The following is a 13697-nucleotide window of genomic DNA, read 5'->3' on the forward strand; positions in this document are numbered from 1 at the left end:
TGCACGCTGCAAACGCCTAAATAGTACTTAAGTGTTTGCGTATAACCTAAGAATCAATACGCCCGGCGCTCTGTCGGGCGTATTCTATTGAGGACTATGTTTCCTAACAAGGAGTAACTGATATGGGTCTGATTCAAAAGAAGGACGAGAAGGACGAGATCGACGGCATCCAGATCATCGAGCGCGGCGAAGGCCCCGACGGTGATGAGGACGAGAAGATCGACCTGGTCGCCGGCACGTCTGCCGAACATATCGCCGCCGGCACGACTGCCGAGGAGGAGGACGCTCGCCTGGAGGCAAAGATCGCCGCCGACGCCGCCGACGAGAACCTTATGCCCGAGGAGCAGGACGAGGACGACGACTCCGATGCGGACGACCATGCATCCAAGCACAAGAAGACGATGATCGCCGCCTTCGTGGTCGCAGTCGTGATCGCTGCGGTGGTCGGCTTCTTTATTGGCGATGGCGGCTTTGGCGGCAAGGGCGTCGGCTCGGCGACCCTGACCGAGGACCAGCTCGATTCGACCGTGGCAAGCTATAGCTACAACGGCAAGAAGAGCGACATCACCGTGCGTGAGGCCATCGAGAGCCAGTACAGCCTCGACACCGTCAAGGATAGCGATGGCAACTACACCGCTCCGTCTGCCGACGTTATCCTGTCCTACGTGCGCAACCAGATTCTGCTGGACGCTGCCGAGGACGAGGGCATTACCGTTTCTTCCAAGGAAATGAAGCAGTACGCCGAGGATTCCATCGGCACCTCCGACTACAAGACCATGGCCACGCAGTACGGTGTTTCCAAGGACCAGGCCAAGCAGATCGTCCGCCAGTCCGCGACGCTGCAGAAGCTCTACAAGAAGAAGGTGGGCGATAGCTCCGCAAGCATGCCGACCGCCCCGACCGAGCCTGCTGACGGCAACGAGGAGACCGCGAGCAAGGACTACGCCGACTACATCATCAACCTTGCCGGCGATGAGTGGGATAGCTCAAAGGGCACCTGGAAGGACGCCGACAGCACCTATGCTAAGGCGTTCGCCGACGATGCCTTTACGGCCGATAGCGCAACCTATAAGCAGGCCATGACCGCCTATTACACCGCCTACCAGCAGTACTCTTCGCAGGCTTCGAGCGCCAGCTCCAAGTGGACCGAGTATGCTAACGGTCTCTACGCCAAGGCCAACATCAGCATCTACGGCCTGTTTGCGTAAGGCTTGCCCGAGCTTTCGAGCGCGAAGTCGAAATATCTGATTGAGCCCGCTAGAACGCATCGTTCTGGCGGGCTATTTGCGTTTAGGCGCTGGTGGCTAAATTATGCCTATGAATCTTTAAGTCCAAAAAGATTATCGGCTTCATCGTCAGGCATATATTCCAGCACATCGCCCGGTTGGCAGTCGAGTGCCCGGCATATCGCGTCAAGAGTTGAAAAGCGCACGGCAGAAACCTTGCCCGTCTTGATGCGCGACATATTGACCTGGGAGATACCCACGCGTTCCGCAAGCTCTTTGGATGAGATCTTGCGTTCGGCAAGCATGCGGTCGAGCCGCAGAATAATCATGGATTCCCCCTAGAGCAACTCGTCATCTTGTTTTTGCAGGATATACCCGTAGCGGAAGATGCTGGCAATCAGGCAAATAATCAGGCCTGCAAAGAGCATGGAGGGCTCGAATAACTGGCCGACGAACGCATCGGTAAAGCTGCCGCCAAATCCCGAGAGTATCATTCCCGTGATTACGGCGCCAAGAAGCCTCACGGCAACGCCGCCGATAAGGAATAAATGTCCTACTCGACGAAGTGTCTGGTTACATTCAAGGTCAAAGGGCCTGCCTTCCTTTTCAATGTTGAAGAAAAGCCTGCGCACGCTTATCGCGATGGTAAGCGCGAGGCATGTCATCAAGAGGCTCCCTATGGCAGTGTGACCATCGTGTGCGACGAGCATAAGTGGGGCCTGCGCATCGGTACCGACGATAGCAAGGCACGGCCCTTCGCCGGCTTGAAGTTCTACGGATTGGAGACACGAGCCTTGGGAGAGGCCAGGCAATATGAGTAGAAGGTCAATCGCAATGACTGCGAGGAGCCCCAGAGCGAGCGCGGTGGTAATGCAGATCGTGGCCCATTTGCAGATGCGAGCGAGCTTCCTCAGTTTGGCTACCGTCTGTTCGCGGCTGATGGTTTCATTCGATAAAGACGCGTTTCGATGGACCATAACCCCTCCAATCGGCGTTTTGGATGATACTTGTATCTTATCAGAATTAACGATAAACGATAAATAATTACGGATACTGAGCAAGTAATGATTGAAAACGATTAGCGTGAGCTATTAGCTCGTTTTGGATGCCGGAGTTTGGCGCGCGGGGGATGAGGATAAATGCCAAAACTTCCTATGATCGCACAAGTGCTTCATCGGGTTCCCTAATTCATCTGGGAAAACAACTGCAAACGATTGCAAGTAACCGGTGAACGGTCGAAAACTACCGTTCACCGATAATCTCAAAACTGGTTCTAACTGGTATTAAGTCAAAAAGACCAATTCACATATCTTCACAATGACCTGCAATTTTTCTACACGCTATTTTTAGCCGCCCTGCGTTGTTTAGACACAGGAAAAGATTCGATCTTTTGCCAAAACATTTCGAAACGGTTTCAAAACCGCAGGTAGAAGTGTTAACGACCGGTAAACGGTCGATTTATCACCGTGAGCGGTGCAAAAACGTTTTACCGTATGAATCAACGAAAGCGACCTCTTTTGGGGTGATATAGTGACAACAACACGTCACGTGGTTACTACCAGTTTAGAAACCACTGGTCTTCAAAGAAGGCTTTCTAAGAAGCTTTAAGGGCGAGCGCCCGCTGGCTTCCGAAAATCATCGGACTCAGATTGTACACACCTTCGGAAGGGAAATTTGAATGGTTGGCTTTATTCTTACCGGTCATGGACAGTTCGCACCCGGCCTTGCAAGCGCTATCGCTATGGTTGCCGGCGACCAGCCTGCTTTTACCGTCGTTCCTTTTGAGGGCGACCAGGCCGCATCCTACGGTGAGGATCTCCGCGCCGCTATTACCGCCATGCGCGAGGAGTGCGATGGCGTGCTCGTCTTTACCGACCTGCTTGGCGGCACCCCGTTCAACCAGTCGATGATGATTGCCCAGGATGTCGACAACGTCGAGGTTCTGACTGGCACCAACCTTCCCATGGTTATTGAGCTTCTGTTCCTCCGCGGCAATGCCACGCTCGCCGAGCTTGGCGAGCAGGCCGTGACCGTTGGCCAGACGGGCGTCACCGCCCAGACGGTCGCATCCGTTGCCGGCTCCGAGGAAGAGGATATCTTCGGCGACGAGGACGGCATCTAATGGCCGATTTCGGAGCCAACGTCCTGAGCTCCTCGGTCGCCCTTTTAGGCCTGCTTGTCATCATGGGCTTGATTTACACCATCTGGTCGCAAATCAACATGAAGAAGAAGCAGAAGTACTTCAAGGAGCTGCACACCGAGCTCAAGCCGGGTCAAGAGGTTCTTTTCGCCGGCGGTATCTACGGAACCGTCAAAGGCATCGAAGGCGAGAAGGTCCAGATCAAAGTCCGATCCGGAGCCGTCGTAGATGTTTCGCGTTACGCGATTCAGGAGATCAAGTAACTGTCGTCAGCAAATAACGAAAGGAAGCTGATCAACATGGCAGAACCCAACATTCTTCTTACCCGCATCGATAACCGACTGGTTCATGGTCAGGTTGCCACCCAGTGGAACTCCACCCTGGGCTCCAACCTCATCCTCGTCGCCAACGACGACGTGGCGTCCAACACCATGCGCCAGAACCTCATGAAGATGGCCGCTCCCGCCGGCGTCGCTACGCGTTTCTTCTCTCTGCAGAAGACCATCGACGTCATTGGCAAGGCGAGCCCGCGCCAGAAGATCTTCATCGTGGCCGAAACACCGGAAGACGTGCTTACGCTCGTCAAGGGCGGTGTGCCTATAAAGAAGGTAAACATCGGCAACATGCACATGTCGGAAGGAAAGCGCCAAGTCGCCACCTCCGTCGCAGTTAACGACGAGGATGTCGCTGCGTTTAAAGAGCTGCAGGAATTGGGGGTGGAGTTGGAGATCAGGCGCGTTCCGAGCACGCCTGTTGAGGACACGAGCAAGCTCTTCTCGTAATCCTCGTGATCCACGTTGTCAGGAGTGAAACCCTGACGTTCTGTACGTGAAATCCAAAGTGCGTACATACATTTTGAAAGGAGGAGCAAGATGGAATACTCGATCATCCAGATCGCTCTGGTCTTCGTCGTCACGTTCATCGCGGCAATCGACCAGTTTGACTTCCTCGAGTCTCTCTATCAGCCCATCGTCACCGGCGCCGTCATCGGTCTTATCCTTGGCGACCTCAACACCGGTCTTCTCGTGGGTGGTACCTATCAGCTCATGACGATCGGCAACATGCCGATCGGAGGCGCTCAGCCGCCTAACGCCGTCATCGGCGGCATCATGGCAGCCATTCTCGCTATCGCCACGGACCTCGAGCCCAACGCGGCAGTCGGCCTCGCCATTCCGTTCGCTCTGCTTGGCCAGCTTGGCGTTACCCTGGTCTTCACGCTTATGTCCCCGCTTATGTCCACGGCCGATAACATGGCTCACAACGCGGACACCAAGGGCATCGAGCGCCTGAACTACTTCGCCATGGCTCTGCTCGGCCTGATCTTCGCTGTCGTCGTCACCCTGTTCTTCATCGCTGGCGCTACCATTGGTCAGACCATCGCTTCCGCCATCCCGACTTGGCTGCAGACCGGTCTGTCCGCTGCAGGCGGCATGATGCGCTTCGTCGGCTTCGCCGTCCTGCTCAAGGTTATGATGAACCGCGATATGTGGGGCTTCTTCCTCATGGGCTTTGGCCTCGCGCTCATCACCGTTGCCAACGATTCGCTGGCAACCCCTGCTCTGCTCATCCTCGCTCTCATCGGCTTCGGCATCGCTTTCTGGGACTTCCAGCAGCAGACCGAGCTGAAGGGTGCAGCTGTTTCTGACGGAGGTGACTTCGAAGATGGCATCTAATGAGTATGTGATCCCGGAGCACTACGAGGATCTCACTCCTGCTCCGCAGCTCGACCAGAAGACCCTCAACAAGATGGCTTGGCGCTCCTGCTTCCTGCAGGCATCGTTCAACTACGAGCGCATGCAGGCCGCTGGCTGGCTCTACTCCATCATCCCCGGTCTGGAGAAGATCCACACCAACAAGAACGACCTCGCGGCTTCCATGAGCCACAACCTGGAGTTCTTCAACACCCACCCGTTCCTCGTCACCTTTGTTATGGGCATCGTGCTTTCGCTCGAGCAGAACAAGGTTGACATCCCCACGATCCGCGCCGTCCGCGTCGCCGCAATGGGCCCGCTCGGTGGTATTGGTGACGCTCTGTTCTGGCTGACGCTCGTGCCTATCACGGCCGGCATTACCTCCAACATGGCCATCAACGGCAACGCTGCTGCGCCGATCATCTTCCTGGTGATCTTCAACGCTGTCCAGTTCGCTCTGCGCTTCTGGCTCATGAACTGGTCCTACAAGCTTGGCACCAGCGCTATTGACGCTCTGACCGCCAACATGCAGGCCTTCACGCGTGCCGCTTCCATCATGGGCGTCTTCGTCGTCGGTTGCCTGGTCGTCACCATGGGTGGCACCCAGATCAACCTCCAGATCCCCAACGGCACCACCCGTGGTCTCTCCGCTACTACCGTGATCGTCTCCGAGAAGGAGGCCGAGAACTTCACCGGTATGGAGGGCATCGATACCGAGACCGCTGAGGCCGGTACCATCGCCATGACCGATAAGGACGGCAACGCCCTTACCGCTTCCGATGCCGACGGCAACGCTGTCGAGTGCGGCGTCACCGATCTGGGTAACGGCATGGAGTCCGTGACCTACGGCACCGTTACCGAGGATCCGGTCAACTTCTCTGTTGCCGACACCCTCAACACCATCGTCCCGAAGCTCGTCCCGCTTATGCTTACGCTGCTGCTTTACTACATGTTCGCTAAGCACAGCTGGACCCCGACCAAGGGCATTCTGCTGCTCTTCGTCCTGGGCATCCTGGGCGCTGGCCCGCTTGGTCTCTGGCCGAGCATCTGGTAAGGCTCTAGCTTGAGGGGTGTGTCCCTACGCGGCTCACACCCCGACCCCTTAAGCCATGTGTATGTTAAAAGCCGCGTGCTCGAAAGAGCGCGCGGCTTTTGTTTTCTTAATGATACGGGTGTGGCAGACAGATAATGCATAACACCCTAGGTAGTTAGCCGAAATCGAGCAAAAAGGAGGATAGGATGGCGATCGGAGCGCGTAAGCAACCGCTGTACGATCAGCTGGTCGATATTCTGACCGAAAAGATTGACCATGAATATCGCGCCGGTGACATGATTCCTTCCGAGCGCGAACTTTCGGAGCGCTATGGTCTCTCGCGCACTACGGTACGCCTGGCTCTGCAGGAACTGGAGCGTTTAGGACTGGTGGTTCGGCAGCACGGTCGCGGTACCTTTGTGACCGACCGCTCGGCAAAGGCAACCAATCTTATGCAGTCCTACAGCTTTACCGAGCAGATGCGCGCGATGGGTCGCGACCCCGAGACCACGATTCTCGATTTTTGCGAGATGGAGGCCGATAAGAATCTGGCTGAGCATATGGGATTGCGTATCGGTGATCGCATTTTTAAGCTCAAGCGTCTTCGTTCTGCCGACAACATGCCCATGATGGTCGAACGCAGCTATCTACCGGTTCGTCAATTTCTATCCCTAAAGCGACCACTGCTAGAGCGTAAGCCGCTTTACGATGTGATTGAGCAAGACTTTCAGCAAAAGATACGCGTGGCCGAAGAGGAGTTCTATGCGAGCATAGCCCGTCCCACCGATGCTCACCTTTTGGGAATTGTCGAGGGCTCGCCTGTGCTCGACTTGGTCAGGACTACGTATAACGAGTCAAACGAGGTTGTGGAGTATACACTCTCGGTTGCTCGTGCCGATCAGTTTAAATACAAGGTTTACCACCAGCGCAGCAACTAGTGTTTGCATCGTTTCCATATGGTGATTCTTTGCATTTAACTGGTTACTACCAGATAACCAACCGAAGTGTATAATTGCACGTCAGAGGATTACTTCTAGAGAGAGGTATTAGAAATGTTCGAGAAGAGTGTCGAGGAGCTCACCGAGCTCGGCGCCCAGATCACCACGGCCGAGATTGCTCAGCAGCCCGAGCTTTGGCGCGATACGCTCAACATCTATCGCGAGAACAAGGAGGCCATCGAGGCCTTCCTGGCCGAGGCTCGCGCTATGGGCGAGGGTCGTCTGTCCGTTGTCTTCACCGGTGCCGGTACGTCCGACTACGTTGGCGATACCTGCGCCCCGTACCTGCGTCACGCTGGCAACACTGATCTCTACGACTTTAAGCCCATCGCCACGACCGACATCGTGAGCGCCCCGCGCGACTTCCTGCGCGCCGAGGATCCCACGCTCGTGGTTTCCTTTGCCCGCTCTGGCAACAGCCCCGAGAGCCTTGCCGCCGTTGCCGTTGCCAAGGAGCTCGTCCACAACGTCAAGTTCCTCAACATCACCTGCGCTCCCGAGGGCAAGCTTGCCGTCGAGTCTGCCGATGATCCCAATGCGCTGACGCTGCTCATTCCGCGCGCCAACGACAAGGGCTTCGCCATGACCGGTTCTTATTCCTGCATGACCCTGCTCTCCACCCTTATTTTCGACACTGCCTCTGACGAGCAGAAGGCCGAGTGGGTCGAGACGATTGCCAAGATGGGCGAGGAGGTCATCTCCCGTGAGCCCGAGATCGCCGATTACCTGGCTGGCGATTTCAACCGCGTGACCTACTTGGGTTCTGGCTCCTTCGGTGGCCTTGCTCAGGAGAGCCAGCTCAAGATCCTCGAGCTCGCTCACGGTCTGGTCGCTACTTCCTACGACACCTCCATGGGCTATCGTCACGGACCTAAGTCCTTCGTCGACGATAAGACGCTCGTCTTCGTGTTCGTCAACAACGACGCCTACACCCGTCAGTACGACATCGACATCCTCAACGAGATCGGTGGCGACGAGATCGCTCAGCACACCATCGCCGTTCAGCAGGAAGGTGCCACCGTCTATGAGGGTGAGTCCTTCACCTTTAAGGGCTACGAGGCACTTCCCGAGGGTTACCTTGCTCTGCCGTTCGTGATGTTTGCCCAGGCTATCAGCCTGCTCAACTCCGTCCGCGTGGGCAACACGCCCGATACGCCGAGCCCCACCGGCACGGTCAACCGCGTGGTTAAGGGCGTGACGATTCACCCCTTCACCGCTTAATCGCGTCCCCCTGTAAGGGCGCCCGTCCGCTCATAACGGCGGGCGGGCGCTTTTTGTTTTACGTGAGCTGGGTATAAGCATTACCACAGTCAACTGCTTTAGAAGCGAGGAGTGCATATGAGCACGTACGCAATTAAGGCTGACAAGTTCTTCTTGCCGGCAGGCCCGCAACTGGGCGGCTATCTTATGGTCGAGGATGGCGTTTTTGGCGCCTGGCAGGCCGACGAGCCCTCTTGCGAGATTAAGGACTACACGGGATCGTGGATCGCACCGGGTATGGTCGATACTCACATCCATGGCTTCTACAACCACTCAACTACCGATAACGATCCCGAGGGCATCGATATCAGCTCAACCGAGCTCGCCCGTCGCGGTACCACCAGCTGGCTGCCCACGACGTTCACCGATGGCGTCGAACAGATCAAGGACGCCTGCGCTGCTATCGCCAAGGCGGACGAGGGCCGCGGCCCCGACTTCTGCGGTGCCCGCATTCAGGGCATCTACCTGGAGGGCCCCTTCTTTACCATGAAGCACGTGGGCGCGCAGAACCCCGCTTACCTGATTGACCCCTCCGAGGAGGTTTTCGACCAGTGGCAGGAGGCTGCGGGCGGTCGCATCGTTAAGAGCGCCATGGCCGCCGAGCGCGACGGTGCCGCTGCTTATGCGGCTGCTCTGAACGCCAAGGGCGTGGTGACCAGCATCGGTCACTCCGACGCCACCTACGATGAGTGCATCGCCGCTATCAATGCCGGTGCCAGCTGCTTTACGCATACCTATAACGGCCAGCGCGGTCTGCATCACCGTGAGCCCGGTGTCGTGGGTGCTGCCATGTCTACGCCCGAGACCTACGCCGAGATCATCTGTGACGGCAAGCACGTAAACCCTGCCGCCATCAAGGCGCTGCTGCAGGCAAAGGGCTGGCAGCACACGGTACTCATCACCGACTGCCTGGGTTGCGGCGGCATGCCCGAGGGCAGCTACACCAGTGGCGGCATGGACGTCATCATGAAGGACAACCTGTGCTGGCTCGCCGACGGCAAGAGCATTGCCGGCTCGGTGCTCACGCTTGCCCAGGGCGTCAAGAACATCGTCGACTGGGGCATCGCCAGCTCCGATATCGCCATTCGCATGGCAACTGACGTGCCGGCACGCTCCGCGCACATCGAGGATAAGTGCGGCAGCATCATGCCGGGTCGCGACGCCGACTTTGTCGTGTTCGACCATGAGCTCACCCTCGTCGAGACGTATGTTGGCGGTCAGAGCGTCGGCAACGCCTTTACCGAGTAACGATAGAAAAAGACGGCGGGCCCGAATCTGCTCGGACCCGCCGTATGGGTTAAACGCTCAAAAGCACCTTAACAGTTACAGCTTGTTAGCGATCTTCTTTGCCGTGCGCTTGACGCCGGCCACAAGACCCCCCGCGGGATGCTCCTTTTCGTATGCTAGACGCTTCTCGCGCTTGGCGTACTCTTCGACGATGATGTCGCCATACTCGTCTTCGATCTTGTCGAAGAAGTCGACGGCGCCCTTAATTTCCTCAGCGGTCGGGTGTCCCTTCTGGACGCCGCCGGTAATCTTGAACGGACCCCATGTGTCAAATCCGGGGCAGCCGTAGACACCCATAAAGATGGCCTGCCTCATGCGGCAGATGCCATCGATATCCTTGCCGTACCACTTGTTTTTGCCACCGTAGGTCATAAGGCCAAACACCTTGTCCTGCGGCTGCAGCACGTTCGTGAGCACGCGCGCCATATCTTTGTCGATCTCGGAGTAATAAATGCCCGTGGCGACGCCGATCAGATGGTATTCGTGCAGGTCGGGGTACTCGTTTTTACCGAGTGACTTCACGTCGAGGGTATCGATTTCGGGGTGCGCCTCGACGATGGCGTCCACGAGCTTTTTCGTATTGCCGTGGTGGCGTGAGGCATAAAGGATGATGGTTCGCATAAGAAGGCCTTTCAGCTGTAATTGCATCAATGTCTGTATGGTACCCCGTTGCATGCCTGGGAAACCGGACGCATCGATGAACGTGCGGGTTTGTCCTTTGGTCAGGGCCGAGACGGGTTCTTGCGAGCAAAAAGCAGTTGTTCGAAAGGATGGACAATGGAATACGCTCTCTCCAACGATTCGATTTCTATCAAGGTCTCCACGGCCGGCGGCTCGTTTACCTCGATTGAGGCTGGAGGTCGCGAGTACTTGTGGCAGGGCGATCCCGCCGTGTGGTCCGGCCAGGCACCGATTTGCTTCCCGATTTGCGGAGGTTTGCGCGATAACAGCGCCATGACGTTTGCCGGACATCATGTGAAGCTCGCCCGCCACGGCTTTGCGCGCAAGCAGGAGTGGAAGCTGTTGAGCCAAAGCACAAACGAGCTGGCTATGTGCCTGGCATCCGAGGATAACGCCGCGCTGCTGAGCGATTATCCGTATCCGTTTAAACTTGTCGCCCGCTATACGCTCGAGGACGCCGCCGTGCGTGTCTCCTATGAGGTTACCAACGAGGGCACCGAGGACATGCCTTTCTTTATCGGTGGACACCCCGGCTTTAGGTGTCCGCTCGACGAGGGTGAGTCCTATACGGACTACGAGTTGCGTTTTGAGAAAGACGAGGCTGCGGAGCTCTGCACCGCCGTTCCCTCGACCGGATTGATTGATGTAGCTAACCGCTCCAAGAACCCCATGGTGGGAAAGACGCTGCCCCTGTCGCATGAGCTCTTCGATTTTGCGGAGACCATCTTTGACGTGCTCGAGAGCCGTCGGATTACGCTTTCCAAAAAGGGCGAGGACAAGGGCGTTCGCCTGAGCTTTGAGGGCTTCCCGTACCTCATTGTGTGGAGCAAGCCCGAGGGCGATTTTGTGGCAGTTGAGCCCTGGGGCGGCCTTTCGACCTGCTCCGATGAGGACGACGTGCTTGAGCATAAGCGCGGCTGCCTTGTCGCCAAGCCCAAGGAGACCGTCGTTCGCTCGTTCACGATTGAGATTCTGTAATTCCGTTTTGTCGACTCGTATCGCGAGGCATAAGGAGCCTGCGAGATAAGGAGCTAAAAATGATCCTCACCGTTACGATGAACCCGTCTGTCGATACGCGCTATCAGCTCGATGAGCTCATTATCGACGACGTCAACCGTGTGACGCCCGAAAAGACCGCCGGCGGCAAGGGCCTCAACGTGGCCCGTGTGCTGGGTCAGCTGGGCGACGACGTTGTGGCAACCGGTCTGCTCGGCGGCCACATGGGCGCCTACATGGCTGAGCTCATGGACGCCAACGGTATTAACAACGACTTTGTGCCCATCAAGGGCGAGACTCGCATTTGCCTTAACATTCTCCACGCCGGCAACCAGACCGAGCTGCTCGAGAGCGGCCCGACAATTGCCCCCGAGGAGCTCGATGCCTTTACCGCCAAGTTTACCGAGCTTGCGGCCAAGGCCGACGTTGTCACCATTTCGGGTTCTCTGCCCCGCGGTGTCGAGGCAGACTACTATGCCAAGATCACGGGCATTGCCGAGAACGCCGGCGCCAAGGTGCTGCTCGATACCTCGGGTGCTTCGCTCGAGGCCGCGCTCAAGTCCGAGATTAAGCCCGAGCTGGTCAAGCCTAACCTGACCGAGATCAACGGCCTTCTGGGCACGAGCTTTACCACCGACGATGTGGACGAGCTCCGCGCCGCGCTCGCCTCTGATGCCCGCTTCTCCGATATCCCCTGGGTCGTCGTGTCCATGGGCGCTGCCGGCTCCGTTGGCTTCCACAATGGCCGTGCGTTCCGCGCAAAGACGCCCGATATCCCCGCCGTTAACGCCACGGGCTCTGGTGACTCCACCATCGCAGGCTTCGCACATGCCATCGCTGCTGGCGCAGACGACGAGACGGTGCTGCGTACCGCCAACACCTGCGGCAAGCTCAACGCCATGGATCCCATGACCGGCCATCTGGTCATGGATCGTTGGGACGAGGTCTACAACGGCGTTGTCGTGACCGAGCTGTAAGAGGTTGTGTTGTGGCTCCGGCATCGGTCGTTTGCTTGTGGTTGGAGTCGACGACAAGTGCAGTAGCATTATGCCGGGGCGCGACGCCGACTTTGTCGTGTTCAGTCCCGACCTTACTCTGGTCGAGACGTGTGTGGGCGGCAACAGCGTCGGCAATGCGCTTGCCGAGTAGCCGCCAAGGAAACGATCCGAGAGGGGATTTAGATGATTTACGGTGCACTAGGCGATATCGAGGAGTACCGCGGAATGCTCAAGGGCCTCGACGTGCTGATCGATTGGCTCGAGGAGAACGACCCGGCGGAGCTCGAGGTCGGCAGCCATCCGATTCTGGGCGACAAGGTCTTTGCGAACGTCATGGCTCCCACGACGCGTCCCGAGGCCGAGGCTCACTACGAGACGCACCAGCGCTATCACGACCTGCAGATCGACATTGAGGGTCGCGAGGCCTTTAAGGTTGCCACGGGCAGCCTGACGCTGGTTCAGGAGTTTGACGAGAAGGACGACTACGATCTGGTCGATTCCGACGCCTCGATTGCCGGCGATCTTGCTGACGACAAGTTTGCGCTGTTTGTTGCCGGCGAGCCTCACATGCCCACGCTCGAGTTCCCAGGCGATGGCGCGCAGCCTGTCAAGAAGATCTGCTTTAAGCTGCTTGCAGACGCTTACTGGGAGGAGTAGCGCGCTGCTCGGCTGAGCTGTTCGTGTTGCGAGCGCTATCCCTTGAGGGAGCGCGCTTGGGCCCCGCTGATCGCAGTTTCCCGTTTGGGAGGCCGCGGTTGGCGGGGCCTTTTGTTGTTTGAGCTGGATTCATTGGAGCGGCCAAATTAGGCTGAACGACGCAGTTATTGAGACACGATTGATGCTAAATGGATTGAAGAATAATTAAAATAGCTGTGGATACGAGAAATAGCTAATTGATGGGAGCTCTTTATGGGACTCAGCACAACCGCCTTAATTCCTAGGCGCGCTTTCTTGGCGTTGGGGCTCGCAGCTGGTTCTGCTTGCCTTACCGCTTGCTCCGGGAAGGGGAGCTATGATGATGGTTACGCTGCGGGCTATGCTGCTGCTCAGGCAGACGCTGCCGGAAAAGAAAAAGATGTCAGCGGCGGGAACGGCGATATCCCAGCATCGGGTATTGAGTACACCATCACGGGGGCGCAGCGCGGAGTAGAGCAGCTTGATCACAGTAAGTCGCTTTTGATTTTGAATGTAACTGCTAAAAATGTGTCGGACGATCTGCAAGATGCACATTTTGCAGGTAATGAAATTCTAGCATTCCAAGATGGAAAGGGACTTAATTCGGGCGTGCTTGTGGAAGGCCTTGATCTTCCCCTTGATTATCAACTTTATCCGAACACCTCCCACATTCATCCGCACATGTGCGGATGAATGTGGGAACCCGATACCC

16 protein-coding genes are annotated in these 13697 nt (G+C 57.0%); 13 read left to right on the forward strand and 3 right to left on the reverse strand.

From position 1 onward, the window contains the following. The first annotated feature begins 122 nt into the window (after nt 1-122). Nucleotides 123-1208 (forward strand): hypothetical protein, encoded by a 1086-nt coding sequence (locus I4W09_RS08320; RefSeq protein ID WP_196033551.1) that lies wholly within the window; start codon nt 123-125, stop codon nt 1206-1208. A gap of 107 nt (nt 1209-1315) precedes the next feature. Here I4W09_RS08320 and I4W09_RS08325 read toward each other — a convergent pair whose 3' ends face one another. Then, nucleotides 1316-1555, reverse strand: a complete 240-nt coding sequence (locus tag I4W09_RS08325; RefSeq protein ID WP_118099149.1) for a helix-turn-helix domain-containing protein — start codon at nt 1553-1555, stop codon at nt 1316-1318. Between the two features lie 9 nt (nt 1556-1564). Then, nucleotides 1565-2203, reverse strand: a complete 639-nt coding sequence (locus tag I4W09_RS08330) for a DUF2975 domain-containing protein (protein WP_161156024.1) — start codon at nt 2201-2203, stop codon at nt 1565-1567. 701 nt (nt 2204-2904) lie between these two features. Between I4W09_RS08330 and I4W09_RS08335 the strand changes: the two genes are divergently transcribed. From I4W09_RS08335 to nagA, 8 genes are all read left to right on the forward strand, one after another. Beyond that, complete coding sequence (locus I4W09_RS08335; RefSeq protein ID WP_035137680.1) at nt 2905-3348, forward strand: PTS sugar transporter subunit IIA; 444 nt, start codon at nt 2905-2907, stop codon at nt 3346-3348. Continuing rightward, the gene (yajC, locus tag I4W09_RS08340) at nt 3348-3629 is read left to right on the forward strand and encodes a preprotein translocase subunit YajC (protein WP_022094612.1); all 282 of its coding nucleotides are present in this window, start codon (nt 3348-3350) and stop codon (nt 3627-3629) included. Before I4W09_RS08335 ends, yajC begins: the two co-directional genes overlap by 1 nt. Nucleotides 3630-3665: 36 nt before the next feature. Further along, nucleotides 3666-4148, forward strand: coding sequence for a PTS N-acetylgalactosamine transporter subunit IIB (agaV, locus tag I4W09_RS08345; protein WP_022094611.1), 483 nt, complete (start codon nt 3666-3668; stop codon nt 4146-4148). A gap of 90 nt (nt 4149-4238) precedes the next feature. After that, nucleotides 4239-5039 carry a PTS mannose/fructose/sorbose/N-acetylgalactosamine transporter subunit IIC gene (locus I4W09_RS08350; protein ID WP_196033554.1) on the forward strand — a complete coding sequence of 267 codons (801 nt, stop codon included), beginning with the start codon at nt 4239-4241 and terminating at the stop codon, nt 5037-5039. Next, nucleotides 5029-6111, forward strand: coding sequence for a PTS system mannose/fructose/sorbose family transporter subunit IID (locus I4W09_RS08355; RefSeq protein WP_138374505.1), 1083 nt, complete (start codon nt 5029-5031; stop codon nt 6109-6111). The genes I4W09_RS08350 and I4W09_RS08355 overlap by 11 nt, the downstream gene beginning before the upstream one ends. Nucleotides 6112-6296: 185 nt before the next feature. Beyond that, nucleotides 6297-7028: a GntR family transcriptional regulator gene (locus I4W09_RS08360; protein WP_089572401.1), complete on the forward strand. Its 732-nt coding sequence runs from the start codon at nt 6297-6299 to the stop codon at nt 7026-7028. Nucleotides 7029-7142: 114 nt separating this feature from the next. Then, nucleotides 7143-8309, forward strand: coding sequence for an AgaS family sugar isomerase (locus I4W09_RS08365; RefSeq protein ID WP_035137674.1), 1167 nt, complete (start codon nt 7143-7145; stop codon nt 8307-8309). A gap of 117 nt (nt 8310-8426) precedes the next feature. Continuing rightward, on the forward strand, nt 8427-9596 hold the full coding sequence (gene nagA, locus I4W09_RS08370) for an N-acetylglucosamine-6-phosphate deacetylase (protein WP_196033557.1): 1170 nt from the start codon (nt 8427-8429) through the stop codon (nt 9594-9596). A 75-nt stretch (nt 9597-9671) separates the two neighbouring features. Here the strand turns inward: nagA and I4W09_RS08375 are convergent, their stop codons facing one another. After that, nucleotides 9672-10256, reverse strand: coding sequence for a flavodoxin domain-containing protein (locus tag I4W09_RS08375; protein ID WP_022093846.1), 585 nt, complete (start codon nt 10254-10256; stop codon nt 9672-9674). A gap of 156 nt (nt 10257-10412) precedes the next feature. On the opposite strand from I4W09_RS08375, the gene I4W09_RS08380 reads away from it, so the two are divergent. The 4 genes from I4W09_RS08380 (at nt 10413) to I4W09_RS08395 (ending at nt 13678) form a co-directional block, all read left to right on the forward strand. Then, entirely contained in the window at nt 10413-11294 is an 882-nt protein-coding gene (locus I4W09_RS08380; protein WP_196033560.1) for an aldose 1-epimerase family protein, read from the forward strand. A 59-nt stretch (nt 11295-11353) separates the two neighbouring features. Beyond that, the gene (locus tag I4W09_RS08385; protein WP_196033563.1) at nt 11354-12289 is read left to right on the forward strand and encodes a hexose kinase; all 936 of its coding nucleotides are present in this window, start codon (nt 11354-11356) and stop codon (nt 12287-12289) included. A gap of 204 nt (nt 12290-12493) precedes the next feature. Beyond that, the gene (locus tag I4W09_RS08390) at nt 12494-12967 is read left to right on the forward strand and encodes a NanQ anomerase/TabA/YiaL family protein (RefSeq protein WP_195240944.1); all 474 of its coding nucleotides are present in this window, start codon (nt 12494-12496) and stop codon (nt 12965-12967) included. 252 nt (nt 12968-13219) lie between these two features. Next, the gene (locus I4W09_RS08395; protein WP_196033566.1) at nt 13220-13678 is read left to right on the forward strand and encodes a hypothetical protein; all 459 of its coding nucleotides are present in this window, start codon (nt 13220-13222) and stop codon (nt 13676-13678) included. The last annotated feature ends 19 nt before the right edge of the window (nt 13679-13697 follow it).

The sequence above is a fragment of the Collinsella aerofaciens genome, assembly GCF_015670795.1.
Classification (GTDB): domain Bacteria; phylum Actinomycetota; class Coriobacteriia; order Coriobacteriales; family Coriobacteriaceae; genus Collinsella; species Collinsella aerofaciens_Q.